The organism is Agrobacterium bohemicum (genome assembly GCF_001562555.1).
GTDB lineage: Bacteria > Pseudomonadota > Alphaproteobacteria > Rhizobiales > Rhizobiaceae > Agrobacterium > Agrobacterium bohemicum.
The window spans coordinates 116,740-141,301 of sequence record NZ_KQ961035.1 but is presented as its reverse complement, the minus strand read 5'-3'; the positions used below and the strand labels follow the sequence as shown (position 1 = coordinate 141,301).

The following is a 24,562-nucleotide window of genomic DNA, read 5'->3' as shown; positions in this document are numbered from 1 at the left end:
GCCTAAAGCGGGGCCATGTGGCAGGCGACAACACCACCGCCTTGGCGCTCGCGTGATTTCGGGGCATCCCGGCTACAAATATCCGCCGCAAGAGGACAGCGCGGGTGGAAGGCGCAGCCTTTTGGTGGGTCGAGCGGGCTGGGCGGTTCGCCTCCCATCAGTGCGCGGTCGCGGTTGGGAGAAGCCACATCCGGTATCGTCTGAAGTAGCAGCTTTGTGTAGGGATGCTGCGGATTGGCGAAAAGGGCTTCCGTATCAGCCTCTTCCACAATCCGCCCGAGATACATCACCGCAATCCGGTCTGCCATGTGACGCACGACGGCCAGGTTATGGCTGATAAACAAGTAGGTGAGCCCAAGCTCGTCCTGAAGCTTGCGCATTAGATTAAGGATTTGTGCTTGAACGGAGACATCGAGGGCCGATGTGGGTTCATCGCAGACAAGGAATTCCGGCTCGCTGGCCAGTGCCCGGGCAATGGAAATGCGCTGCCTCTGACCACCGGAAAACTCATGCGGATAACGTCGGCTGTCATCCGGCGAGAGACCGACGATCTTTAGAAGGTCAGCCACACGTTCGCTCTCGGCTGCGGGACTGTCGCGAAGGCCGAACTCACGGATGGGTTCTGCGATGATGTCACCCACACGCCAACGCGGGTTGAGGCTTGCATGCGGGTCCTGGAAGATCATCTGCGCTTCCATGGGCTTCCCGTCGCTTGCCGGTGCGAAGACAATGGCACCTTCGGTTGGCTCGTATAGCCCCGTTACCAACCGCGCTACCGTCGATTTTCCGCATCCGGACTCGCCGACCAGTGCCAGGCACTTGCCTTTCTGGACAATGAAGGTGACATCCTGCACGGCATGCAGATAACGTTTCGGCTTGCGCTCGATCATCCTGTTCAGCCAAGGTGTCGAAACATCGAAGACCCGCGTTAACTGATCGACCTCAAGGGCGTTCTGGGAACTTCTCATGCAACACCTCCGTCATGAAGCAGGCAGGCAACGGCACCCCGTGCTTCGGGTATCAGTGCCGGGCGGATTTTGAGACAGCGTGGTCCGACCGAGCGACAGCGCGGATTGAAGGCGCAGCCGGTAGGAATGGCATTGAGCCGTGGCATGGCACCATCGATTTGCGTCAAGCGTTCGACGCGCGCGCCAAGCGATGGAATCGAACCCATCAGGCCCTGCGTATAAGGATGTTTCGGACGGGCGATGACATCTTCCACGGTGCCGATCTCGATGATACGGCCTGCATACATCACGGCGACGCGGTCTGCTGTCTCGGCAATCACACCCATGTCGTGTGTGACCAGCATGACACCAGCACCTTGCTCCCGGCACAGCTTGCGCAGCAGGCTGGTAATCTGCGCCTGTATGGAAACATCGAGCGCCGTCGTTGGTTCATCTGCGATGATCAATTGCGGATTTCCCGCAGGGGCCAGGGCGATCACCACGCGTTGCCGCATGCCGCCGGAAAACTGGTGCGGATAATGGTCAATACGCTCATCTGCGCCGGGAATGCCCACCTGTTGCAGCAGGTGAATGCCGTGAAGACGCGCCTGCGCCCTGTTTCTGTCCGAATGCAGCCGGACGGTTTCGATGAGTTGCTGACCGACGGAAAACAGGGGGTTGAGCGAGGTCAGCGGGTCCTGAAATATGGCGCCCACCATGCGGCCCCGCACGTTTTCCATCTCGTCATCGCTTAGATTATCCGTCCGTTTTCCACCAATGTGGATTTCGCCGGACGCGACGCGACCGGGCGGTTCGAGAAGACCGAGAACGGCCATGCCGGTCATCGATTTTCCCGCACCTGACTCCCCCACCACACCGAGGATCTCGCCCCGGGCAATCGTCAGGGACACATCGGACAACGCAGTCAGAACGCCACTGCGGGTTGGAAATTCGACAGAAAGACCTTTGACCTCGAGAGCCGGGGAGGGACCAGTACTGTTCATGACGACACCTCGCTCTGATGGGAGGGATAACTTGACAGGAAAATCTCCTCCACCGGTGGATGGCCGTAGGTGCGCTCAGGATAGCGCGCGATGAGACCGTCAAATTGTTGCTGCGCCTGGTTTCGTGCGGCGACGAGATCGATCCCGGCCACACGTCCGTCACGCATGGAAACCCGCCCATCGACGATAGTTGCGCGGGTGACGCGACCGGTTGCGCCGTAGACAAGTGTCTGGATGGGATCGATGCGCGGCGCGATCATCCGGTCCGCCATGTCGAATACTGCGATATCGGCCTTTGCGCCGGGAGCAAGGCGTCCGAGATCAGAGCGCTTCACGGCATCGGCACCGACAAGGGTAGCGGCGTCATAGAACTCGGCGGCCGATCCGGCGTCAGCACGCCCCTCCGCAATCCTGTTTGCCATCATGCCAACGGCCATGTTCAACACCATGTCGGGCGGTGCCGTATCTGTCCCCATGCCGATGCGAATGCCCTTTGCTTTCAGTCGGGAAAAGGATTTGAGCGAGGAGCCGTGCCGCGCAGACACGAGCGGACAGTGGGCGACGGTGACGCCATTTGCCGCATAACGTTGCAGATCGTCGTCCGTCGCCACTGTCGCATGCGGTGCGATCAGTCGGGGAGAGAGGACGCCGAGACCGTCCAGCCATTGCGGCGCTGTGGCACCATGCAGGCGTTGGACAGTTTGCAACTCCATTTCGCCCTGCGCCATATGCAGACGCACGGGCATATCCAGATCATTGGCATGGGCAAATGTCTGGCGCAGCAGTTCCTTCGTGCAGGTCTCGACACGGTCCGGGGCGAACATGCCTGATATCAGACCATTTCCGGTGCCGTGAACCCTTTTAGCAAAAGCCGCTGCGTCGGAAAGCTCTTGAAGTCCGCGCGCCTCGTCAAAGACCGGCTGCATAACGCCCGCTTCGTCAAGGATGACACCGCCTGTGCGATAGGCAGGACCAAGCCAGACACGAATGCCGAGTTCTTCTGCGGCAGCGGCGGCTGCATCAAATTCGGCGACCGTTTCGCCCCATGCGCGGTAGAAAAGCGACGCGATGGGCAACGCCGACGTAATGCCGTTGAGCAGCAATTGCGCAAAGGCGTAACGCTTCTGGAAAGCCAGCTCCTCTGGTGAGTACATCTCATAAGCCCGTGCGGCATAATCCGAAGGCCAGACCCTACCCTTTTTCCACCCCGGTTGGTTGTCCATGGCAAGCACGGTCGTGTCGAGATCGGACAGGGCATCGAGATCGACAAAGCCCGGACCGATGAGGGCTTCACCCATGTCGTAACGTGCGGCCAACTCGCCTTCGAAGCGGGACCCGACCCAGATGATGCGGTCATTCTCGATGACCACTTCGCCGCCGCTGATCAGGCGTCTACCTTCCGGCAGATCGGCAATCACGTAACGGGCGGCCAGCGCCCAGCGACCGGGCGGGCGTTTGCCGAGAGGTAGCATGGGCCAGTCAGCAGTCGTCATGGTCTTGCTCTCAGGCTGGCACCGTCGCGTGCAACAATGTTGCCCGCCGTGACGACGAGTTTGCGCGGTTGATGCGTGACGATGGCTTCGCCGACGCTTTCACCTTCGACAAGCACGACGTCACCACGACCGCCCACCTCAAGCGCATGGGCGGAACGGTCCATCGCCAACGCGCCACCGGTGGTGCAGACGTCGAGAGCCATTGCAAGCTCATCATCGCGGCGCAGATTGTTTTTCATGCCCAACAGCATCGCCCGTTCCAACATGTCGCCATTGCCATAGGGTCCCCATGTGTCGCGGAAGCCATCGACACCGGCCCCGAAGCGAACACCCGCAGCATGCAGCCGTTTCAGCGACGGGACTTCGCGGGATGGCGGCGCTGTGGTGAAAATGGGAATATCCAGCTCAGCACAGGTGTCGATCAGTGCTTGCGAGACATTCCAGTCAGGAAGGCCCAGGCAGAATGCGTGACTGACCGCGACCTTGCCCTGCATGCCCATGGCACGGATGCGCTCGAAGATCATCTCCATCGAGAAGGCCCCAAGCTCTCCGCCTTCGTGGAGATGGATATCGATGCCCTTTCCGTGTTTTTCGGCAATGGCGAAGATCGTATCGAGATGTCCTTTCGGATCGCGATCCATGCCGCAAGGATCGAGCCCGCCAACCAGATCGGCGCCCATTTGCATGGCCTTGTCCAGCAGTTCGGCGGTGCCGGGCCTACGCATCAGTCCTGATTGTGGGAACGCGACAATTTCAATTTCGACGACGCCCGCAAGCTGACGCCGCGTTTCCATGACCCCTTCCAGTGCGATCAAGCCCTGGTCGGTGTCGATGTCGACATGGGTGCGGATCAACGTCGTGCCGTAACCTACAGACTGCAACGACTGCCGCATGGATTGAACATGGGCGTCGAGACCGTATTCACGCTTCACTGCCCGCTCATTGTCGATCTTGTCGATCAGGCGGGGGCCAACCGTGTTGACGTACCATGGATAGCCCAACAGTGACTTGTCGAGATGGGTGTGGGCATCGACCAGACCGGGAATGGCAATACGGCCACCCGCATCCTCGACTGCCATGCCGTCTGCGGTGAGATTTTCACCCATCTCGGCAATTCGTCCATTCTTGATCAGGATGTCGGTTTTTGCGCCACCCATGGGTCTTGCATTGGTAATCAAAAGATCAGTCATCAGATGCCTCAGCGTAATTTGGGGTTAAGGGCGTCGCGCAGCCAGTCACCGAGCACGTTGATGGAGACAACGAGCAGACAGAGCTGGAGGCCGGGGAAAAGGACGATCCACCACAGACCTGAAAACAGATATTGATTGCCGATACGGATCAGCGTTCCCAGTGATGGCTGCTCCGGCGGCATACCAACGCCCAGGAAAGACAGCGTCGCTTCGATCAGGATTCCAAGGCCGAAGTTCAGCGTGGCTGTCACCAGAAGAGGTGTGGTGGTGTTGGGAAGGATGTGTTTCAGCATGATGCGCCATGTCGGCACGCGTATCAGCCGGGCCGCCTGCACATACTCCTTGTTGCGCTCGACCATGGTCTGCGCCCGCACGGTCCGCGCATATTGCACCCATGCTGACAGCGAAATCGCAAAAACGATGACGCCTGATGCGCCTGCTTCGCGTAAGTAAGGCGGCAGGAGCTGCCGGGCGAGTGCGGAGACGAGAATGGCGATCAGCATCGTCGGCATGGACAGAAGCACATCGCCAGCGCGCATCAGCAGGCTATCGGCCCATTTTCCGTGGTAGCCGGCAATCAATCCAAGCGTAGAGCCAATGACGAGCGATACGGCCACGGAGGCAGCACCGATGATGATGGAGGCGCGCGATCCATAGAGGATGGCCGACAGCAGGTCGCGCCCCTGAACGTCGGTGCCGAGGATGTAGGGCCACTGTCCCTCGGCCATCCAGATCGGTGGTATTTCGGCGTTCAGCAGATCGAGAGAGGCAAGATCATAGGGGTTCTGCACCGTAAACAGCGGAGCGAGAAAGGCCGACGCGATCAGCATCAAAAGCATGATTGCAGCAATGATCGCGGATGGATGATGGGTAAAGCTCCATCCCAGATCGGATTGCAGCAACCGTGCCAATCGCGATGGGGTTGGTTTGGGAGTTTTGTGCGTCGGTTCGATGGCGGTCATGGTGATGCTCCTGTCACGCGGCGCGCAGACGCGGGTCGATGACCGCATAGGCGATATCGACGAAGGTGTTCAGCGTTACAAAGATGAAGGATACGATGCACAGGTAAGCCGCCATGACGGGGATATCCACGAAGGTAACAGCCTGCATGAACAGCATTCCCATGCCCGGCCACTGGAAAACCGTTTCGGTGACAAGTGCAAAGGCAATCAGGTTGCCCACCTGCATGGCTGTCAAGGTAACGACCGGCATCAGACAGTTCTTGAGTGCGTGGCGAAACCACAAGGCGCGCCTTCTTACGCCGCGTGCACGGGCAAATTTGATGAAATCCGCGCGCAGCGTCTCCAGCATTTCTGCTCGCACCAGCCGCATGACAAGGGTTATCTGGAAAAGCGACAGCGAGAGCGATGGCAGGATGACGGCGGCACGGCCAGAAGGCGTCAGCAGCCCGGTAGACCACCAGCCGATGCGCACCACGTCGCCTCGCCCATAACCGGGTAACCAGCCGAGCGTAACGGAAAATATCAGGATCAGCAGGATACCCACGAGGAAACTCGGCAAAGACACGCCGATGATCGAGCTGAACTGAAGGCTTTCCGCCCACCACTTCCCCCGACCGATGGCCGTGAAAACACCCAGCGGTATACCGATGGCGAGCGACAGGATGGTGGCGATGATGACCAGTTCGAAGGTGGCCGGAAATCGCTCGGCAATAAGGCCCAGCACGGACTGCTGATTGCGCCAGGACAACCCAAACTCGCCCTGCGCCGCATTGGCGACAAAGCGAACATATTGGACGAGGAAGCCATCGTTCAGACCGAGGCGTCCGCGCAATTCGTCGCGATCAACCTGGGTCGCGCTTTCGTTGACCATCATCTCGACGGGATCTCCCAGAAAACGGAAGATAAGGAAGGCAAAGAAAGCGACCGTCAGCATCACAAGAACGGCATTGCCGATCCGCTTGATGAGGAAAGCGAGCATGGTGAAGTGTCCTTGATATGGCCGACATGAAGGAACGGTCCCCCGCCAAGGATGTTGGCGGGGGGCCGGATTACATCTTCACCAGCCACAAACGGGGAAGGTTGTCGGAAAACAGGGGGAAGTCGGCAATCTTTGCACTTGTCGCCCAAGCCAGCGGTTGCTGGTGGAGCGGGATCATGAGCGCATGCTCCTTGGCGATCTTCAGCGACTGTGCTTCCAAGGCGAGGCGCTTGGTGGTGTCCAGTTCAACCGCCGATGCTTCCGTTACCTTGTCGAATTCCTTGTCCGACCAGCCGCCCCAGTTGAAAATTCCAAAAGAACCTTCCTTGGTGTGGAGAACCTGCGATGTCAGGCTATAGGCATCCAGCATGGGCAGAGTGGCCCAGCCGAGGGTGTAGACATCGACCTTGCCCGCGGAACGTTTTGGTGTCTGTACTGCGCGGGGGCCTTGATCCAGCTTCGGCTTGAGGCCAACGCGGGACCACATGGACGCGACGGCCTGGCACATCTGCTCTTCGTTCACCAAAGTGTCTGCGCAGTTGAACTCGAATTCGAAACCTTCAGCGCCAGCTTCCTTGAGAAGTGCCTTTGCCTTCTCGGGATCGGCTTTGACCGGCTGGTCGAGTGCCGCATCATATCCGGGTATCTGCGGTGCGACGAGGGCGCCAGCATTGCGGGACTTGCCACGCATGACGCGTTTCTGGATCAGATCGAGATCAATGGCGAGTTGCATCGCCTGACGGACGCGCAAATCCTTCATCGGGTTGGGCGCTCCCGACAGCAACTGGTCACGCTGGCTAAAGCCAATCATCACTGTGCGAAGATCGGTCCCTTCAAGAAGCTTGACCTGCCCGGCGGCCGCTTCAAGTCGCGGCAAATCCTGCACCGGTGCCTGATCGGTAAAATCGATATCGCCGGACAAAAGTGCGGCCACGCGGGTTGCACTGGAGGCGATCGGCGTAAGCTCGATGCGGTCTATATTGTGCTGGGGCTTGTCCCACCACCCGTCATATTTCACGAAAACGGTTTTCGCATCCGGCTGGCGGCTTTCCACCTTGAAGGGGCCGGTGCCGTTTTCATTGTAGGTGGCGTAGCCCTCGGTGCCGGAGCCAACATCGGTCGGCGCCTCGGCATTGTTGTCCTTCAGCCAACCCGCATCGAAAATATAAATCGTCGTCAGGTCGTTCAGCAGCAGCGGATAATTGGCAGAGACATCAATTTCAATGGTGTGGGCATCGATGACGCGTGAGCCCTTATAGGCAGGAATGTTGCCACGCAGCGGTGACTTCGGGTTGGTCGCACGCAGAAGCGATGCCTGTACATCGTCTGCTGTGAACTCGGCTCCATTGTGGAATGTCACACCTTCGCGCAGTTTGAAACGCCAGGTGGTGGGCGAGATGATTTCATACGAAACCGCAAGTGCGGGCTCTAGCTTCAAGTTTCGGTCATACCGCATCAAGCCTTCATAGGCGTGATTGAGCACACCGAGCGCAAAACTGTCGCCATAGGAGTATGGGTCAAGCGAACTGATGTCGCGGGAAGCGCCCCATTTTAACGTTGTCGCAGATGCTGGCATAGCGAGTGTCAGCAGTGCTGCACCTGCCATTAAAACTTTGGAAATTTGCATTTATAGATCCCCTCGGATTGCATTCAATTTTTCGACACCTGGTCGCTAATTGGAGTGAGTGCTGTTGAAACCCGCTGTCGCAACTGGCTTTTCGGCTCTTTTTTGCAAACTGTAGCTCAGGCTAATTCAGTATGGATACAAACGCAATAATAAATTGCATGCAATTTAAAGGGATAGATTTTGTACAATAATTGTGCGAAATATGATCAAAATTGCATCAGATAACGGGCAGGTTATGTCGACAAATCTCAGCAGAAGTGACGCGATTTATGCTTCTCTTCGCCGCGCCATCCTTGAGCAGGCGTTGAAGCCTGGAACGAAGTTGCCGGAGGACTCCATCGGCGACACGTTTGGTGTCAGTCGAACGAGCGCGCGGAACGCCTTGTTGCGTCTTGCATCCGATGGCTTGGTGGAGATCAAGCCCAATCGCGGTGCGGCCGTTGCCATGCCGACTCTGGAAGAGGCGGAGGAAGTTTTTGCACTCAGGCGCTGCCTTGAGCGGGAGGTCATAGGCCGCCTGTGCAAACGGATGCCGAGAGACGGTATCGACGCTTTGATCAGTCATGTGCGCGAGGAAGAGCGCGCTCTACAGGCATCGTCCCCAAGGTCGATCCGGCTTGCAGGCGAATTCCACATTCTTCTTGCCGAACTGACCGGCTCCAAACTGCTCATTGATTTCATCAGCCAGATCGTCTCGCGCTCATCGCTCATTCTCGCCCGTTTCGGACGTCCGCATTCTGCCGAATGCGGTATCGATGAGCATGTCCAGCTGATCGAGGCATTGAAAAACCTCGATGCTGAAACCGCTATGCGCATCATGGATCATCACCTGCATGCCGTCGAAGATCGGGCCAAGGTGGACGAGAAGGATGATGGGCCTGATATCACCGAGATTCTCAGTCGCTATATTTCGATATCCGATTAGGAGCACTTATGCGTCAGTCGGAAAACGCAGCGGCCCGCTCGACTAAGGGCATGGTCACGACGCCGCATCACACGGCGAGTGAAGCCGGTGCGAAGGTCTTGCGGCGTGGAGGCACGGCGATCGAGGCCGTGATTGCCGCCGGCGCAGCACTTACCGTCCTCTATCCGCATTTTTGCGGCCTGGGTGGAGATGCAATCTGGGTCTTGGCAGATGGCTCCGGTCGTCGCCAGACGATCATGGGGATCGGTCAGGCGGCCGAACATTTACCCCCGCTTGATGCCATCCCGCAACGCGGCCCGCTATCGGCGCTGACAACAGCGGCACTTGTCGATAGTTGGGGCGAGGCGTTGCGATACTCGTCCGAGAACTGGCAGGGAAAGGAGAGCCTGGCCACGCTGCTTGCAGACGCGATTGAGCTGGCCGCACAGGGTTTTCCGGTCAGCCAGTCGCAAAAGCACTGGCATGCATTTCGCGCAAGCGAAATTCCAGGCTGGCCGGGTTTCGAGGCACACTTTGTCACCCAAGGTATTCAGCGCCAACCGCAACTGGCCGCCGTTCTGGAGCGGATCGCTCAATATGGTCACCGCGAATTTTATGAGGGTGAGCTTGCCCAGCGCATTGCAAATGGCCTCGAAGCTGCGCGCAGTCCGATCCGCATTGGCGACATGCAAAAGACCGCTGCGCGAATGGTCGATCCTATCTCCATGGTCTATCGCGGCGTCGAACTTCTAGCGCCACCGCCGCCCTCCCAAGGCGTGACGACGCTTGGGATTATGGGCGTCCTGTCGAATTTCGACATGGCGAACGTGGACCCGTCATCCGCACAGTTCTATCATCTCTGCGTAGAGGCGGTGAAGCAGGCCTTTCTTGATCGAGGCACAATTGCCGATCCGGATTTTGTAGCGCAGGCTTGCTATTATTGGCTGAACGAGACCGTTCTATCGCGCAAGGCAGCCGCAATCGACCGACATATGGCTCTTCCTTGGCCTGACACTCACCGAACCGGCGACACGGTGTACCTCGCCGCAGTCGATAACGAAGGCAGGTGCGCCAGCGTTTTACAGAGTACCTATTATGACTGGGGAAGCGGTGTCTTGCTGGGCGATACGGGCATTCTCTGGCAAAATCGCGGAGCTGCCTTCAGTACAGATCCAGCAAGCCCGAATGTTCTGGCACCAGGAAAAAGGCCATTTTACACGCTCAACCCTGGTATCGGCTTGCGAGACGGCAAACCGCATCTTCTCTACGGTACCCAAGGCGCAGATGGGCAGCCGCAGACACTCACCCTGCTGTTGAGCCGCCTCATAGACCACGGCTTCGATCCGTTGTCCGCGCTTTCCGCACCACGGTTTCTCCTCGGACGAACCTTTTCCGACACCCGCGACAATCTCAAGATAGAGAATTCAGTTGGCGACGGGGTTATGGAGGCCTTGCATGTCATGGGCCACGAAACCATTGCTATTCCCGCACTGAGCGCGCTGGCCGGTCAGGCGGGAGTGATCCGGCTCAACACTGACGGCTGGATCGATGGCGCGCATGATCCCCGCAGCGATGGCTGCGCCGTAGGTATTTGAGGCCTGATATGACCGCTGATCTCATTCTCAGAAACGCGCAATTGGCAGATCAGCCAAGGCCGGTGGATATTGCAGTCAGGGATGGGCGCATCATTGCGATTGCCGCAAACATCCGCTGTGATGCCGTGACTGAAGAGGATATTGACGGCAACTGTGCTTTTTCCGGCTTTGTCGATAGCCATGTCCATCTCGACAAAGCCTGCATTCTGGAGCGTTGCACGATCTGTGCCGGTACGTTGGAAGAAGCCGTGCGCGAAACGGCAAAAGCCAAGGCTGGATTTTCCGAGGATGATGTTTTTGAGCGTGCGTCTGCCGTTGTTCGGCAAGCCATCGTTCACGGCACAACGCGCATGCGCACCTTTGTCGAGATCGATCCAAGGGCAGGCATGCGGTCGTTCGAAGCGATCAAGCGTGTTCGTGCACGGTTCAAATTTGCAATAGATATTCAGATTTGTGCCTTTGCGCAGGAAGGGCTGACGCAGGAATCCGAAACGGAAGAGATGCTGGACGAGGCTCTGCGAAGTGGTGCCGATTTGATCGGTGGCTGTCCCTACACCGATCCGCGACCGGTAGAGCATATCAGCCGGATATTTGTGCTGGCCAGGAGGCACAATGTCGACGTGGATTTTCATCTGGATTTCAGCCTTGATCCTGCAAGAACCGATTTACCGGCCGTTATCGACGCAACCCATGCGAATGGCTATGGCGGACGAGTGACGGTTGGCCACGTAACCAACCTCTCGGCGATTGATCCCGCAGCACGTTCGATTATCGCGCGTAAAATCGCCGCTGCCGGAATCGCTCTGACGGTTCTGCCCGCGACGGACATGTTTCTGATGGGACGGGATCAGCAGTTCAACATTCCGCGCGGAGTTACGCCCGCACATCTCTTGCTGAAAGAGGGAGTGCAGGCTGCAATCGCGACCAACAACGTCATGAATCCCTTCACCCCGTTCGGAGATGCGTCGCTCGGACGCATGGCCAATCTGTATGCCAACGTCATGCAGCTTTCCCGCGATGAAGATATAGACTCGGTTTTTCATATGGTCGGCGGGCATGCCGCGAGAATTATGAGGGCAGATTACGGACTGGCTGTGGGCGCGGCGGCTGACATCGTCATCCTCGACGCCCCGGACCATCGCAGCGCCGTAAGATCCGGGGCGCCGACTCTGGCAGGCTGGAAAGCGGGGCGGAAAACATTTGTCCGATCAAGGCCGCAAATTTTCGAAGCAGTTGCAGATTGCACGATGCCCGGTACTGGCTGAACGTCGCGCCACTTGACGTTTGGTTTGATACTCGTGTCAATACTTCGGAGCGCACCTGGTAAGTGATGCCCGTTCAAGCGGGAGAAGTTTCCATGGCGTTGGCCCGGCAAATGTCCGTTGTCCACTAACGTTTTGCTATGAAACAGCAGCCTCGCTGTCCAGCCACGAACTCCATCCCTCTTAGGGTGAAATAGTGTTGATTACCGCACATGTTGACCCGCTTTCTCGTTTCTAAGTCATCTCCCCGAACGGCAAGGGACGAAATGGCGTGACGGCGTAAATTCCGCCGAAACTCAAACGTTTAGCGGTTCTTGCGTTGCGATCAGCGGAATCTGAGGCACTATTTCCAGCTCATGTGGTCTGCTGCGGCGCATCCAAATGGCGCACGGTCTTCGCCAAAGCGTTTTTTCAACTGATCGCAGCCCCAGCGGTTCAGTGGAGCAGGCATCATATCGTTGATGTCCATTCCAGGAGATTGAAACTGGGTTGGTGAGGTCGTCACATACCAAAGCCAAAAGCCGAACATGCCAACTATAAGCAAAAGCAATGTTCCGAAGAAAATTTGCAGGCCTTTCCAAGCCGACATCGTCTTTTTCGGCACACCGATAACTGGCGTATCGTCAATGCTGGCGTGATTTGCGAAGGGCGCGAGTGCTGCGTTCCGCTCGTCGTCGGTCAATGCAACACGCTGGAGGCGATCGTCAAGAAGCACGGGCAACCCCGTGTTGCCGTGCCGGACAGCCAAGGCAAGAAGTTTGCCATTGGCTTCACCGACTATCAGGGGCTCGGCACCCTGTTTCATACGCGTGTAAGCTGACCGGCCTGTTTTATCTGTGGAGACCTTGTCGTTATAGGTAACGGAAAGGATATTATGTTTGCGGTCGAAGGCACTGATTTCCACCGGCACGACCTTGAGCAAAGCGGGTCGGCGCAGCTGGCTCTTAACCCTTAAAATGCGCAAGGCCAGAAAAATCGTGCCGATGCCCAGACCGCCCAATGCAAGAGAGAAGAGTGTGAGCGTTATGATCCGGTTCCAGAGCTTGTCGAGGCCAAGGCTTATCGTCGCCAGTTCGGGATGGTCTGCCGAGATGACCAGTGCCGTCTCATAGTCTCCCACATGAAAATCGACGAACATGACTTCGACCTTTGTATCGTAGGTCTGGCCGTTGACGTTATAGACAAGCCGGGCCTTGCAGTCGGTGAGAATCGCCTTTCGCGTCGTGCATCGACCATCCTGGATGTTACCGTCTTCCAAGACCAGCGGGTTTTGGCTGATGCGGAAGTCGCGGTAGACGCCCGGTCCTTCCCAGAAAAGGAGAAAGGCAGCGAGTGCGAGGATAATGGGAGGAGACCAGAAATAAGCGCGAGGGATCGAAATCACGTCGCGTGCCAGCGAAAACGGACGATTGGGCAGATGAAGCGTCGGCGTCAATTTCGTAGTCTTTCCATTCAATTATCAACAGTAATTGCGGGTTGGATCAGGATAATCGGATCAAAGCTTCGCACGGCTGAGCCCTTCATCGAGGAGCCTGAGCTAACTTCGTGCCAAGAAGGCGGCCACCGCACAAAGTTTGTGCGGCGTTCCATCTCGTCCTATCGGGGTTTCTTTCTGGCCGTTGACGGCGGTGACGTCCGCGTCCACCCTACGATCAATTGCGGCTGCGCTATCAGCGACCTTGGTTGCCGGCCTTTTTGCTCGATCGGCCAGCACTGACCGCAATACGTTGGATGCTGCCAGACCGTTTTTCACGACGGCTGGCAGGAAAGGCACCGCGATCTCACAGGAGACTTAACGCGCAGGTCTGATTGTTTTCTTAGGGGCGGCAATCCCGCTTTCGCGCTCCAATTTCTTGCGAGCCATTTTCCTTACGCGCCGTACGCCTTCTGCTTTTTCTCTGGCTCGTTTGACTGACGGCTTTTCAAAATGCTCGCGCAGCCGCATTTCGCGGAAAACCCCCTCGCGCTGCATCCTCTTTTTGAGCACGCGCAGAGCCTGCTCAACATTGTTATCGCGGACATCTACCTTCAATTTATACTCCTTATTTCGTTAATCGTAATCGCGATGCTGGTCGGCGCTCGCTGCGAGAAAACACGTCCCACCATTTGTCTGAGCCGTCTTCATAGAGTGCTTGGCCTTGCACGTCGATCTGCTGTTGCACTTTTTGCGGAAACTTTGCCTCACGGGACCGATGGGTGCACATATCAAATACCGACCGGTGTAGACAAGTTCCGCTAAAGACCAAACCTCTCGTATTGAAAGTGCTCCCACTTCTGTTCGGATATATTCCTGTACGGATGCTCAGATGGCATAAATTCATGCGGTTGAAAACTGGTTGGGTGCTATATCGGGTGTTCCATCTACTTCACTGGCTGATGCAACGCGACATGGCTTTTGCCGGTCGGCGTCATCCGCGACGCTCGTCCATGCAACCAATTACTACGCATAGTTTCGTCGCCAGACGGTAGGCGCGATGCATCGTTCGGTGAATCGCGGGCACCCGATCCTGAAAGGATCCAATTATGATACCTATTCCTAACGTCTCACATCATACGACGTCCAGCGCATCGCAGGGCCTTTCACAGTTGCTGCGCACGTTGACATCAGGTGTCAACCAATGATCGGATATCTGATCCTTGTTCACCGCTTTCCCAAACAATTCAAACGCCTTTTCAAGGCAATCTATGATCCGCGCAACAGCTATGTGGTGCATGTCGACAAAAATTCTGGTGAAACGCTGGATGCGGATATTCGCGACTTTCTGAACTCCTATTCGAATGCGGAAGTGATGGAGGGTCACGCGGCATTGTGGGGCGGCTACAGTCTCGTGGATGCCGAACTTCGCGGCATGGAACACCTGCTGGCGATGGATGGCAACTGGAGCCACTTCATCAATCTGAGCGGCCAGGATTTTCCGTTGAAAACGCAAGCGCAGATCATGGACCATCTGCTCGCGTATCCGAAGCGAGAATACATCAAAGTCCTGGATCAGGAAAAAGTTCGGCCGGACACAATGCGTCGCATTGGTGAGTTCGTCATCGAACGAGGTGGCCAGATCGAGCAGACCCTGACGATGCGGCCATTTCTCGATGGGGCCACACCTTATATCGGCAACCAATGGATGATCGTCAGCCGGGCATTTTGCAATTTCGTCTGCCATGATATCAGGGCCGACCGTTACAAGGCATTCTACCGCAACACCTTCATTGCGGATGAGGGGTTCTTCCAGACCGTTATGATGAACACTTCTGTGCATGGCGAAATCGTCAATGACGATCTACGCATGATTGACTGGGTGCCGGATGGCGACATCAAATTGCGGCCAAGGACGTATCTGCGCGAGGACGCGGCTGCTCTGAAGGCAAGCCACAACCTGTTTGCGCGGAAATTCGAGCAGGACGTCGACGGCGATATTCTGTCGATACTGGAAGAGCATCTGGCAAAGCAGACATGCGTCACGCCCGACGGACCTGAGTTCGTTCCCGCGGCCGCCGCCTAAGTTGAAGGATTTTTACACGTCATTTGGCCCGATGGTTCGGTTGAACACCGTGAACACTGACTCAGTTTAGACCGTTTAGATTATGAGCTGCTCTGTTCGAGGAGTCATGATCACCTTTGTGCAGTGCCAGGATTCTCTGGGCATCTTCGAGACGGATGCCATGCCTTTTTGCAAAAGCCGTGGGCTCGTAGGAGGCACTTTTCTGCGTTTTTTTTAAATTAGTCGGTGTCGATGCCATCTCATGCCTCCAGCGCCACCGACAACTGGACGATGATGAAATTTCCATAGCACATAATTTCGGCAAAAAAGTTTAAATCAAGGACAGTCTGTGTCGAGCCAGAGGTGCAAACCCTTTCGACATTGCTGGAGGCACTGGCACTACATCTGCGCCATATCGTCCAAGAGGTTCTGTGACAAATCACTGATTGCGACTTCCGCCTCCTCCAGGGTCCAGCCCACGCTTTCTGCCTGCCTAGCTAGCGCCATCAACTGAGGCACCAAAGTACCACCAGCCGCAGCCGTGATGTCTTCTGGTTTTAAACCTTGAGCAATAAGAAGAAATGCTTGCTCCAAAGCCTCCTGGCAACCGATATCCCTGTCAGGATAGGGCTCTGAGCTTCGTGGTCTGTTCAGAATGGCCATACGATCTCACCCGCTTTCGTTCGCAATAAACTCTCACACTGAACTCACACCTTTAACCGCCTCGTCATGCAAATGGAAGCTACTGAGATGAACACGAAACCGCTCGCCGCCGACTGCATTTTTTGCGCCGTTTCGTGCCCGCAAGTGCGTTTGACAGGTGCCTGCGCAAGTAGATGAAACTGCCCGCCTGAGAGCGGTGTGTCTGGTCAAACGTTACCGAACACGGAGACGATTTTCTTTACGCAGATAATAATGCCGGGTATCGGTCTCAGTAACAGCGACCTCGTTCGTGGGGCGATGGCGATTTCGGAGGATAGCTCGTGGACGTTAATCTCAAAGAGGCCAGTTGGCTAAACGAACCGGCAGTGTGGGAGGCCACCAAAACTGGCCTAACTCTGACGACGGATGCGAACACCGATTTCTGGCGTAAGACGCATTACGGATTTACACGCGATAGTGGGCATTTCCTCGGTACTCCCGTTGACGATGGATTCACAGCGCGTGTCCGCGTTCAGGGGGAGTTCGGGTCTCTCTATGATCAAGCCGGTCTTATGGTGCGCATTGACGAAAATCGATGGGTTAAGACGGGTGTAGAGTTTACCGATGGAGAACGCTTCCTCAGTACGGTCATCACCGATGGGAAATCGGACTGGTCAGTGTCCCAGCCTTTCAAAGACCTCGAGGATTTCTATATTCGGGTTACATTGAAGGAAGGCGCGATGCGTATTCAGGCATCGTCCGATGGCAGGATGTGGCCGCTGCTGCGTCTTGCTCCGTTTCCAGAGGCTTCTCGTTATCTGGTCGGCTTGACTGCGTGCACACCGGAGCGCGGCGGGCTGGCGGTTCGGTTTTCGGAGTTCGCAGTTGACGAGGCGATCACTACTGACCTTCACGATCTGTCAAATTAACTCCCACCCCGTTGTCATCGGTCGGACGATGAGCGTGCGGGCTTCGTCGCTGTCTGGCTTGAGGATGGGTATTCTATGCCGCAGGCAAGAATAAGATCACTTTCCAGCACGGCCCGAAGCTCTAAACTGTGTGTAAAGCACTACTGCTGGCGATGGCAGGGCTGGAGGCCAGCAGTGCGCATTTGTTGGCCGTCGTTGTTCTCTACTTGGAAAACTGGATTGCACGCCGGTTGGCCTTATTCGAAATATTCCTGATGGGCGTCGAAGACTTGCGAGAGAACGCCCAGCACGCGCCTCAGGTGCTTGCGCAGTTCTTCCACTGCGCCCTCTTCGTCTCCCGCCGTGAGGCCGCCGTAAACGGCCTCGTGCTCCGTCAGCAAGCCGCTCATATGTGCTTCGTCGGTGATGGCAAGCGCGCGAAGCCGGTCCAGGCCGGCCTTTTCACGGATGAGCAGTGTTTCCAGCCTTTCGAGGCCGGTTGCAGCAGCAAGCGCACTGTGGAACTGGTCGTCATGCACGCGAAACAACTTCCTGTCACCGCGCTGCATCGCAACCCGCTGGCCGCTTAACGCGTGTTCGATTTCCTGTTTGGAATCGACTGAAATGCCCGTCTGGCAAAGTTTGCGAACCGCCGCAATTTCCAGCGCCTCTCGAATGAACTGGGCGCTGCGGATGTGTTTTTCCGACAATTTCGAGACATAGGTGCCGCGGCTCGGCAGGGTAACGATAAGGCCGTCGTCGCGCAGGCGGCTGAGCGCTTCGCGCACAGGAGTGCGGCTGGAGTTGAAGGATTGCCCGATTTCGTTTTCCGAAACCGCCTGGCCCGGGAAAAACTCTCGCGAAAGGATGGCAGATTTCAGCGCAGAATAAATCTGGTCCACAACCGGGCGGTTGAAGTCCAGTCTTTCCATCGTCGGTACCGTGCCGCCTCTAGTCGGGATCTTTGGCATATGCTCTCCAAGGCCTTTGGTTAAAACCGGTATACCGGAACACTGGATTGTTGACAACCGGCATACCGGTATGCAATGCAGCATGTCTGGGAAGGAGGATCCCCAATGCAAAAAATCAAAACCTGCGTTATTGTGGGTGCCGGAATGGTCGCCAAGACACATGTGCTCGCCTGCGCGGCAAGCCCGGAAAAAATACGTTTGAAAGGTATCGTCGGCGGTCGTTCCAGCCGCGTAAACGCGTTGGCCGCCGAAGCTTCCAGGCATACCGGCCAAGATGTGCTCGTATATTCAAGCGTAGATGAAGCAGCGGCTGACAGCGATATCGATTTCGCTATCATCGCCACGCCGCCGAACGTCCGTGCGGAGATTGTGGGTCCGCTTGCAAGAGCGGGTAAACATATTCTTCTGGAAAAGCCCGTCGCGCGCAATACGCGCGAAGCGGTTGACCTGGTCGAGATGTGTCGTGATGCCGGCATTGTACTGGGCATCATCTTCCAGCATCGTATGCGGGCTGCATCGCTGAAAGCGCGTGAACTTGTCGATAGTGGCGCGCTCGGTGCGCTCAGCGTCTGCGAGATTTCCGTGCCGTGGTGGCGCACCCAGGCCTATTATGACGAGCCTGGGCGCGGAACGCTGGCACGTGATGGCGGCGGTGTCCTGATATCGCAAGCCATCCATACAATAGACCTTGCACTCAGCCTTACGGGCGGCGTTGATCGCGTCCAGGCAATGGCAGCGACCACGCGGTTCCACACAATGGAAACCGAAGACTACGTTTCCGCCGGGCTGCGTTTTAAAAATGGCGCGGTCGGTTCGCTGGTCGCCAGTACGGCGAGTTTTCCCGGTGCGCCCGAATCTATTATCCTGCATTTCGATAATGCCAGCCTGCGGCTCGCATCCGGCCTGTTGCATGTCGACTGGCGCGATGGCAGTCAGGACACGTTCGGGGGTGCCGCATCCGGTACCGGCGGCGGTGCGGATCCCATGGCGTTTACGCATGAATGGCATCAGGGCGTCTTTGAGGATTTCGTGGACGCCATCTCCTCAGGTCGCACGCCGGTCGTCACCGGTGAGGCAGCCCTTTTGTCTCACAGACTGATCGATGCGATCATAAACTCGGCCAAAACCGGCAAAGAAGTGGAACTGCAGGATGAGTAAACCAATCAAGTTTGTGGCTCTCGGCATAGAGCATCGGCACATTTTCGGCATGGCGCAGAACATGCTCGATGCCGGCGCACAATTTGCGGGCTGGTGGACGGAAGGCGAGCCGGACGTCGTGGAAGGCTTCGTAAAGCGCTTCCCAGATGTGCCACGCGCCGCTTCCAAAGACGATTTGCTGGCTGACCAGAGCATAGATCTCGTGATCATTGCCGACATTCCGTCCAAGCGTGCCGATCTTGCCATCGCCGCCATGGAAGCGGGCAAGGACGTCATGTCCGACAAGCCGGGCTGCACCACGTTCGACCAGCTTGAGCGCCTGCGCCAGACTGTTGCCAAGACCCAGAGAATCTGGACTGTCGATTTTTCAGAGCGCTTCGAAGTCCCGAGCGTCACGAAAGCCGCAGAGCTGGTCGCACAGGGCGCCATCGGCCGCGTCATTCAGACGGTCGGCGTCGGGCCGCACCGCCTGAACCGGCAGATTCGCCCGACATGGTTTTTCGAACGTGAGGCTTACGGCGGCATTCTAACCGATATTGCCAGCCACCAGATCGACCAGTTCATGTTCTTCACGGGTTCGGCCGAGGTTGAAATCGTATCAGCCACGGTTGCCAACTATGCCAATCCGGGCGATCCGGGTCTTCAGGATTTCGGCGAAGTGCTGTTGCGTGGCGATCGCGGCCATGGCTACATCCGTGTTGACTGGTATACACCGGATGCGCTTCCAACCTGGGGCGATGGCCGTTTGACGATCCTCGGAACAGAAGGGTACATCGAGCTGCGCAAATATGTCGATGTCGGCAATACTGAAGGCACCGACCGCCTGATTCTCGTGAACGGCGACCGCTGCGAATATATCGATGCATCCGACGCTGGCCTGCCTTACTTCGCCCTTGTGTGCGATGATATCCGCAACCGGACGGAAACGGCCATGACGCAGGAACACGTCTTCAAGGTGTGCGACCTCTCTCTTCAGGCGCAGGCCAAGGCCGAAGGATCGGCAGCATGATAGGCGTCGCGATTATCGGCGCCGGCATCGGCGCACAGCATCTGAGCGGTTATCTGGCGCTGCCGGAACGGTTCACCGTCAAGGCCATCTGCGATCTGGATCTGGAACGTGCCCGTTCGGTTGCAGGAGAAGCGTCGTCCATTCACCTAACGGCCGACCTCGACGAAGTTTTGGCCGACGACAGCATTTCACTGATCGATATCTGCCTGCCGCCGCATCTGCATTTCCCTGTGGCGCTGAAGGCGCACGCGGCTGGCAAGGACGTTGTCTGCGAAAAACCGCTGGTGCGCTCGCTTGAGGAGGCAAGTGCACTGCTGGAATCCGTCAAGAAAACTGGAAGACAGGTTTTCCCCGTTTTCCAGTATCGTTTTGGCCACGCTTTGCGGCAGCTGCGGGCACTTATTGATGCCGGGCTGGCCGGACAGGCCTTCGTCGCCAGTTCGGAAGTGCACTGGAACCGTGGCGCGAGCTACTACGATATTCCATGGCGCGGCACATGGAAGGGTGAGTGCGGCGGCGCGATCCTCGGTCACGCCATTCATGCGCACGACCTTCTCTGCCATGTCCTGGGTCCTGTGGAGCAGGTCTTCGCCATGGCCGATACACGAGTTAACAAGATCGAAACCGAAGACTGCGCGGCCATCAGCTTCCGCATGAAAAGTGGTGCACTCGCCACTTCCTCTGTCACGCTTGGCGCAGCCGACGACACGTCCCGTCTCCGGTTCTGCTTCGAAGGCTTCACCGCCGAAAGCGGAACGCTGCCTTATCGTCCGGCGGAAGATAAATGGCACTTCACAGCGCGGGCACCGACCACGCAGGATCAGATCGACGCCGTTCTCGCAACGGTGGAAGATGGCGAAAACGGCTTTACCGGTTTCGTCGAGGCGATTGCCAATGCGATGGAGGGTCGCGAGGGCAAGGAAGTGACGATTACGGACGGCTTACAGTCCATCGAACTCGTGACCGCCATCTACACATCGGTCCAGGAAGGCACGGTCGTTCGCCTGCCGCTGACCGCTGAAAATGAGCGATTCAAGGGTTGGGCTCCGCGCGCGTCCGCTACGGCATAATCATCTAAAGGGAGGAAACCAGATGAGCAGAAAATACAGCCTGGCGTTTGCTTTGGCCTTGGGGACGGCATCTTTTGCCGCCGCTGCCCAAGCACAGGAAGTTCGTTTCACCTGCGCCTATGATGGCAACGGCTGCGAAGTTCTAAAGGACATCCTGTCGCGTTACGAAAAACAGCATCCCGACGTCAAGATCGTCACGGATGTGGTACCTTACAAGGCGCTTCTCGAAGGCCTGCCGGTGCAACTGGCCGGCGGCAGCGGACCGGATTTCGCAACCGTCACCGACCTTGGTGGCCTCAACCGCTATTATCTCGATCTGACGCCCTATGTGGATGCGAAATACTGGCAAGACAATTTCGGCGATGTGCTGAAATGGTACCGTAGTGGCCCCGACGACAAGGGCATCTATGGTATGCAGACGCAGCTTACCATCACCGGTGCCTTCATTAACCGTACCCTGTTCGATCAAGCGAAAGTCGCCGTTCCCGGCAAGGATGCGACCCTTGACGACTGGGCCAAGGTTGCAAACGAAGTGGCGAAGGCCACCGGCTCACCGTATCCCATGGCGATCGATCGCTCCGGCCACCGTATCGCAGGTCCAGCAATTTCCTACGGCGCGAAACTTTTCGATGCCGACGGCAAGCCGATACTCGTCGATGAGGGCTTCACGACCTTCGTGAAGAAATTCGTCGACTGGAACAAGGACGGCACCATGGCGCGTGACGTCTGGGCCGGGCAGGGTGGCAACACGTACCGCGATGCGGCACAGGAGTTTATCAACGGTCAGCTCGTCTATTATTATTCGGGCAGCTGGCAGACAGCGCGCTTCGACAGCCAGGTCGGGGATGCTTTCGACTGGGAAGTCGTGTCGCAGCCATGCGGACCAGCCGCTTGCACAGGCATGCCGGGCGGAACGGGTATCGTGGGCTTCAAACAGACCAAGAACCCGAAGATCGTCGCGGATATTCTGAACTTCCTCGCGCAGGACGAGAATTACCTCGACTTCACCGTCCGTACCCGCAACGTCCCGGCTCACAAGGCTGTCGGCGCAAAGCCTATCGACTACACCGGCGCAACACCGGCGACTCAGAAGGCCATGAACGCCTGGCTGGATCAGGTCCCGGGTATCAGCCCGATCGCCTACGCCTATCAGGGCTACAAGAACAACCGTGCGATGTTCAACATCTCAGTCCAGCGCGTCACGCAGGCGATTGTTGGCGAAAGCTCTGTAGACGACGCCATGGCGCGTGCGAAGACCGATCTTGAGGAAGCGTTGAAACAGGCGAAGTGATCCATCGCCTTCCGGCGCGGCCTTACCGCGCTGCGCCGGATCGAAGGAGGACCCATCAATGTACAGACTTTTCGCGCCCATCATGGGTATCATCGAAGTGCCTTTCGCCCTCTTGCAGAAAATGCTCGGGCATCGGCGCATCGCCTGGGTGTTCCTGACACCCAATCTCCTGTTGTTTGCGGTCTTCGCTTTCTTGCCGATTATCCTCAATATGGCTTATTCGGTGACCGGCAGCGAACATATCCTGCTGTCGGAACGCCCCTCTGTGGGCGGCGAAAACTTCTCGGTCCTTCTGTCCTGCCAGAATTATTTCGATCCCAATTCCTGTCAGCGCGATCTTTTCTGGCGCGCCGTCTGGAATACGATTTTCTTCGTCGTGTTGCAGGTCGGGTTCATGGTGGGCTTCTCGCTGATTACGGCGGTCGTGCTCAACCGTGACATCAGGGCGCGCGGTTTCTTCCGCGCCGTCTTCTTCTTTCCTGTGCTGCTTTCACCGGTGGTCGTGGCGTTGATATGGAAGTGGATACTACAACGTTTCGGCGTCCTGAATGCTGCGCTCGATTCACTCGGCCTCGATTCGGTGGACTGGCTGCTGGAGGCCAATCTTGCCTTTGGATGGTCGGTATTCCTATCCGTGTGGGCGCATATGGGCTTTTACACGCTCATTCTTCTCGCCGGCCTTCAGGCCATTCCGCGCGATGTCTATGAGGCGGCGCAACTGGACAGGGCAAGCCCGTGGCGGATTTTCCGCCGGATCACGATGCCGCTTCTCGCCCCGACGATGCTCGTGGTTCTCGTCCTGTCGCTCATCAAGGGCGTGCAGACCTTCGACGAGGTCTTTGCATTCACCGGTGGCGGTCCGGGTTCCGCGACGACCTTCATCATTCAATTCATCTATCAGACTGGTTTTGCCGGAACGCCGCGCAATTTCGGACTGGCGGCGGCCGCTTCGCTGCTGCTTGCCGTGGTTCTCGTGGTGCTGACCGCCCTGCAATTCCGGGCCAACAGGAGCAAAGTCGATGGCTAGGATTGGCGCATTTCTAACCCGCACACGCGGCAGAAACGGCAAACTGCACTGGACCGACTGGCTGTCCTACGCCTATCTCGGTGTTGCCGTCCTGATGATGTTCGGACCCGTGGTCTGGCTCGTTCTCTCTTCCTTCAAGACGGAAGCCGATCTCCAGCGGTTTCCACCGCGCCTGCTTCCCTACGCGCAGGAAACGGTGGTCATTGACGGGCAAGCCGCACCATTGCCGGCCTTCATCGACAAGGAAGGCCGCAAGCTCGGCATGATCAGGCGCATCGGGCTGGTCGCCCAGGTGGTGGACCCGGCAAAACCAAGCGAAGTCATGAAGATGCCGTTCAATGAGCTGCGTCCGGCCGAGAGTGTGGCACTGGCGACGGAGAACTACACCGAGCTTTTCCAGCGTTTCAACTTTCCGCTATATTTCTGGAACTCGACCTTCATCACCGTGACGTCGACCGTCATCATGCTGATCGTCAACTCCATGGCGGCCTTCGCGCTTTCGAAATACAGTTTCAAGGGCAGAGGCGTGGTTCTGGCACTCGTCGTTGGAACGTTGATGATACCGCAGACCGTGGTGCTCGTTCCGCTTTTCCTCATCACCAGCCAGCTCGGCATGATCAACAGCCTGTGGGGTGTCATCATTCCAGGCGCTGCCACACCGACAGGGGTATTCCTGCTGCGCCAGTACATGCTGACCATTCCGGATGAAATCCTCGATGCCGCACGCATGGACAAGGCCAGCGAATGGAAAATCTACTGGCGCATTATCCTGCCGCTTTCTGCGCCGGCACTGGCGGTGCTGGCCATTCTCGCCGTGATGTGGCGCTGGAATGACTTCCTGTGGCCACTTATCGTGCTGACGCGTAACGACAATTTCACGCTGCAACTGGCGCTCAATTCTTTCCAGGGAGAAATGACGACGGAATGGAGCAATCTACTGGCCATGACGGTGCTGACGCTTTTGCCCATCGCGCTGGTCTTCATGTTCCTGCAAAAATACATCGCCACCGGCATCGCATCGACCGGCGGTAAATAATCCTCAAG

At 57.2% G+C, this 24,562-nt stretch carries 22 protein-coding genes; 11 read left to right on the top strand and 11 right to left on the bottom strand.

The genetic code is table 11. The annotated features are described in order from the left end of the window. Positions 1–2: 2 nt before the first annotated feature. The 7 genes from ATO67_RS19550 to ATO67_RS19520 form a co-directional block, all read right to left on the bottom strand. Positions 3–968 carry an ABC transporter ATP-binding protein gene (locus ATO67_RS19550; RefSeq protein ID WP_067653078.1) on the bottom strand — a complete coding sequence of 322 codons (966 nt, stop codon included), beginning with the start codon at positions 966–968 and terminating at the stop codon, positions 3–5. Further along, the gene (locus ATO67_RS19545; protein WP_067653076.1) at positions 965–1,951 is read right to left on the bottom strand and encodes an ABC transporter ATP-binding protein; all 987 of its coding nucleotides are present in this window, start codon (positions 1,949–1,951) and stop codon (positions 965–967) included. Before ATO67_RS19545 ends, ATO67_RS19550 begins: the two co-directional genes overlap by 4 nt. Beyond that, the gene (locus tag ATO67_RS19540) at positions 1,948–3,444 is read right to left on the bottom strand and encodes an amidohydrolase family protein (protein WP_067653074.1); all 1,497 of its coding nucleotides are present in this window, start codon (positions 3,442–3,444) and stop codon (positions 1,948–1,950) included. The genes ATO67_RS19545 and ATO67_RS19540 overlap by 4 nt, the downstream gene beginning before the upstream one ends. Further along, positions 3,441–4,634 carry an amidohydrolase family protein gene (locus tag ATO67_RS19535; RefSeq protein WP_067653072.1) on the bottom strand — a complete coding sequence of 398 codons (1,194 nt, stop codon included), beginning with the start codon at positions 4,632–4,634 and terminating at the stop codon, positions 3,441–3,443. The genes ATO67_RS19540 and ATO67_RS19535 overlap by 4 nt, the downstream gene beginning before the upstream one ends. A gap of 8 nt (positions 4,635–4,642) precedes the next feature. After that, positions 4,643–5,596 (bottom strand): ABC transporter permease, encoded by a 954-nt coding sequence (locus ATO67_RS19530; RefSeq protein ID WP_067653069.1) that lies wholly within the window; start codon positions 5,594–5,596, stop codon positions 4,643–4,645. A 13-nt stretch (positions 5,597–5,609) separates the two neighbouring features. Beyond that, positions 5,610–6,575, bottom strand: a complete 966-nt coding sequence (locus tag ATO67_RS19525) for an ABC transporter permease (RefSeq protein ID WP_067653066.1) — start codon at positions 6,573–6,575, stop codon at positions 5,610–5,612. 70 nt (positions 6,576–6,645) lie between these two features. Further along, positions 6,646–8,202 (bottom strand): ABC transporter substrate-binding protein, encoded by a 1,557-nt coding sequence (locus ATO67_RS19520; protein ID WP_067653065.1) that lies wholly within the window; start codon positions 8,200–8,202, stop codon positions 6,646–6,648. A 235-nt stretch (positions 8,203–8,437) separates the two neighbouring features. On the opposite strand from ATO67_RS19520, the gene ATO67_RS19515 reads away from it, so the two are divergent. The 3 genes from ATO67_RS19515 to ATO67_RS19505 are packed head-to-tail and all read left to right on the top strand — an operon-like array spanning position 8,438 to position 11,966. Then, complete coding sequence (locus ATO67_RS19515; RefSeq protein ID WP_067653139.1) at positions 8,438–9,127, top strand: GntR family transcriptional regulator; 690 nt, start codon at positions 8,438–8,440, stop codon at positions 9,125–9,127. Between the two features lie 8 nt (positions 9,128–9,135). Beyond that, a complete protein-coding gene (locus ATO67_RS19510; protein WP_245304034.1) occupies positions 9,136–10,701 on the top strand; it encodes a gamma-glutamyltransferase family protein in 1,566 nt (521 codons plus the stop codon). Between the two features lie 8 nt (positions 10,702–10,709). After that, on the top strand, positions 10,710–11,966 hold the full coding sequence (locus tag ATO67_RS19505) for an amidohydrolase family protein (protein ID WP_067653063.1): 1,257 nt from the start codon (positions 10,710–10,712) through the stop codon (positions 11,964–11,966). 340 nt (positions 11,967–12,306) lie between these two features. On the opposite strand, the gene ATO67_RS19500 is transcribed toward ATO67_RS19505, so the two are convergent. Together ATO67_RS19500 and rpsU are read right to left on the bottom strand one after the other, a co-directional pair. Further along, positions 12,307–13,398 (bottom strand): hypothetical protein, encoded by a 1,092-nt coding sequence (locus ATO67_RS19500; protein ID WP_067653061.1) that lies wholly within the window; start codon positions 13,396–13,398, stop codon positions 12,307–12,309. A 357-nt stretch (positions 13,399–13,755) separates the two neighbouring features. Further along, positions 13,756–13,995, bottom strand: a complete 240-nt coding sequence (rpsU, locus tag ATO67_RS19490; RefSeq protein ID WP_067653058.1) for a 30S ribosomal protein S21 — start codon at positions 13,993–13,995, stop codon at positions 13,756–13,758. Positions 13,996–14,581: 586 nt separating this feature from the next. Here rpsU and ATO67_RS19485 point away from each other — a divergent pair. After that, positions 14,582–15,463, top strand: a complete 882-nt coding sequence (locus tag ATO67_RS19485) for a beta-1,6-N-acetylglucosaminyltransferase (protein ID WP_067653056.1) — start codon at positions 14,582–14,584, stop codon at positions 15,461–15,463. 378 nt (positions 15,464–15,841) lie between these two features. Here ATO67_RS19485 and ATO67_RS19480 read toward each other — a convergent pair whose 3' ends face one another. Further along, entirely contained in the window at positions 15,842–16,105 is a 264-nt protein-coding gene (locus tag ATO67_RS19480) for a hypothetical protein (protein ID WP_067653053.1), read from the bottom strand. 320 nt (positions 16,106–16,425) lie between these two features. Here ATO67_RS19480 and ATO67_RS19475 point away from each other — a divergent pair, with 320 nt between their 5' ends. Continuing rightward, the gene (locus ATO67_RS19475) at positions 16,426–17,013 is read left to right on the top strand and encodes a DUF1349 domain-containing protein (RefSeq protein ID WP_067653051.1); all 588 of its coding nucleotides are present in this window, start codon (positions 16,426–16,428) and stop codon (positions 17,011–17,013) included. Positions 17,014–17,249: 236 nt separating this feature from the next. On the opposite strand, the gene ATO67_RS19470 is transcribed toward ATO67_RS19475, so the two are convergent. Then, positions 17,250–17,963, bottom strand: coding sequence for a GntR family transcriptional regulator (locus tag ATO67_RS19470; RefSeq protein ID WP_067653049.1), 714 nt, complete (start codon positions 17,961–17,963; stop codon positions 17,250–17,252). A gap of 105 nt (positions 17,964–18,068) precedes the next feature. Here ATO67_RS19470 and ATO67_RS19465 point away from each other — a divergent pair, with 105 nt between their 5' ends. Genes ATO67_RS19465 through ATO67_RS19440 form a run of 6 tightly spaced genes read left to right on the top strand, consistent with a single transcriptional unit; the run spans position 18,069 to position 24,554 of the window. Next, positions 18,069–19,121 (top strand): Gfo/Idh/MocA family protein, encoded by a 1,053-nt coding sequence (locus ATO67_RS19465; RefSeq protein ID WP_067653047.1) that lies wholly within the window; start codon positions 18,069–18,071, stop codon positions 19,119–19,121. After that, on the top strand, positions 19,114–20,130 hold the full coding sequence (locus ATO67_RS19460) for a Gfo/Idh/MocA family protein (protein WP_067653045.1): 1,017 nt from the start codon (positions 19,114–19,116) through the stop codon (positions 20,128–20,130). The genes ATO67_RS19465 and ATO67_RS19460 overlap by 8 nt, the downstream gene beginning before the upstream one ends. Beyond that, positions 20,127–21,200, top strand: coding sequence for a Gfo/Idh/MocA family protein (locus ATO67_RS19455; protein WP_067653043.1), 1,074 nt, complete (start codon positions 20,127–20,129; stop codon positions 21,198–21,200). Before ATO67_RS19460 ends, ATO67_RS19455 begins: the two co-directional genes overlap by 4 nt. A 22-nt stretch (positions 21,201–21,222) precedes the next feature. Continuing rightward, positions 21,223–22,491 (top strand): ABC transporter substrate-binding protein, encoded by a 1,269-nt coding sequence (locus ATO67_RS19450; RefSeq protein WP_067653041.1) that lies wholly within the window; start codon positions 21,223–21,225, stop codon positions 22,489–22,491. Positions 22,492–22,549: 58 nt separating this feature from the next. Next, positions 22,550–23,518 carry a carbohydrate ABC transporter permease gene (locus tag ATO67_RS19445; RefSeq protein ID WP_067653039.1) on the top strand — a complete coding sequence of 323 codons (969 nt, stop codon included), beginning with the start codon at positions 22,550–22,552 and terminating at the stop codon, positions 23,516–23,518. After that, the gene (locus tag ATO67_RS19440; protein WP_067653037.1) at positions 23,511–24,554 is read left to right on the top strand and encodes a carbohydrate ABC transporter permease; all 1,044 of its coding nucleotides are present in this window, start codon (positions 23,511–23,513) and stop codon (positions 24,552–24,554) included. The genes ATO67_RS19445 and ATO67_RS19440 overlap by 8 nt, the downstream gene beginning before the upstream one ends. Positions 24,555–24,562 lie beyond the last annotated feature (8 nt).

Bases quoted from the DNA above. Each gene is read 5' to 3' on its own strand.
- ATO67_RS19485 (WP_067653056.1), top strand. From the start codon at position 14,582: ATGATCGGATATCTGATCCTTGTTCACCGCTTTCCCAAACAATTCAAA.
- ATO67_RS19480 (WP_067653053.1), bottom strand. From the start codon at position 16,105: ATGGCCATTCTGAACAGACCACGAAGCTCAGAGCCCTATCCTGACAGG.
- ATO67_RS19460 (WP_067653045.1), top strand. From the start codon at position 19,114: ATGAGTAAACCAATCAAGTTTGTGGCTCTCGGCATAGAGCATCGGCAC.
- ATO67_RS19450 (WP_067653041.1), top strand. From the start codon at position 21,223: ATGAGCAGAAAATACAGCCTGGCGTTTGCTTTGGCCTTGGGGACGGCA.
- ATO67_RS19505 (WP_067653063.1), top strand. From the start codon at position 10,710: ATGACCGCTGATCTCATTCTCAGAAACGCGCAATTGGCAGATCAGCCA.
- ATO67_RS19465 (WP_067653047.1), top strand. From the start codon at position 18,069: ATGCAAAAAATCAAAACCTGCGTTATTGTGGGTGCCGGAATGGTCGCC.
- ATO67_RS19530 (WP_067653069.1), bottom strand. From the start codon at position 5,596: ATGACCGCCATCGAACCGACGCACAAAACTCCCAAACCAACCCCATCG.
- ATO67_RS19535 (WP_067653072.1), bottom strand. From the start codon at position 4,634: ATGACTGATCTTTTGATTACCAATGCAAGACCCATGGGTGGCGCAAAA.
- ATO67_RS19550 (WP_067653078.1), bottom strand. From the start codon at position 968: ATGAGAAGTTCCCAGAACGCCCTTGAGGTCGATCAGTTAACGCGGGTC.
- ATO67_RS19470 (WP_067653049.1), bottom strand. From the start codon at position 17,963: ATGCCAAAGATCCCGACTAGAGGCGGCACGGTACCGACGATGGAAAGA.
- ATO67_RS19440 (WP_067653037.1), top strand. From the start codon at position 23,511: ATGGCTAGGATTGGCGCATTTCTAACCCGCACACGCGGCAGAAACGGC.
- ATO67_RS19510 (WP_245304034.1), top strand. From the start codon at position 9,136: ATGCGTCAGTCGGAAAACGCAGCGGCCCGCTCGACTAAGGGCATGGTC.
- ATO67_RS19540 (WP_067653074.1), bottom strand. From the start codon at position 3,444: ATGACGACTGCTGACTGGCCCATGCTACCTCTCGGCAAACGCCCGCCC.
- ATO67_RS19545 (WP_067653076.1), bottom strand. From the start codon at position 1,951: ATGAACAGTACTGGTCCCTCCCCGGCTCTCGAGGTCAAAGGTCTTTCT.
- ATO67_RS19525 (WP_067653066.1), bottom strand. From the start codon at position 6,575: ATGCTCGCTTTCCTCATCAAGCGGATCGGCAATGCCGTTCTTGTGATG.
- ATO67_RS19520 (WP_067653065.1), bottom strand. From the start codon at position 8,202: ATGCAAATTTCCAAAGTTTTAATGGCAGGTGCAGCACTGCTGACACTC.
- ATO67_RS19445 (WP_067653039.1), top strand. From the start codon at position 22,550: ATGTACAGACTTTTCGCGCCCATCATGGGTATCATCGAAGTGCCTTTC.
- ATO67_RS19455 (WP_067653043.1), top strand. From the start codon at position 20,127: ATGATAGGCGTCGCGATTATCGGCGCCGGCATCGGCGCACAGCATCTG.
- ATO67_RS19515 (WP_067653139.1), top strand. From the start codon at position 8,438: ATGTCGACAAATCTCAGCAGAAGTGACGCGATTTATGCTTCTCTTCGC.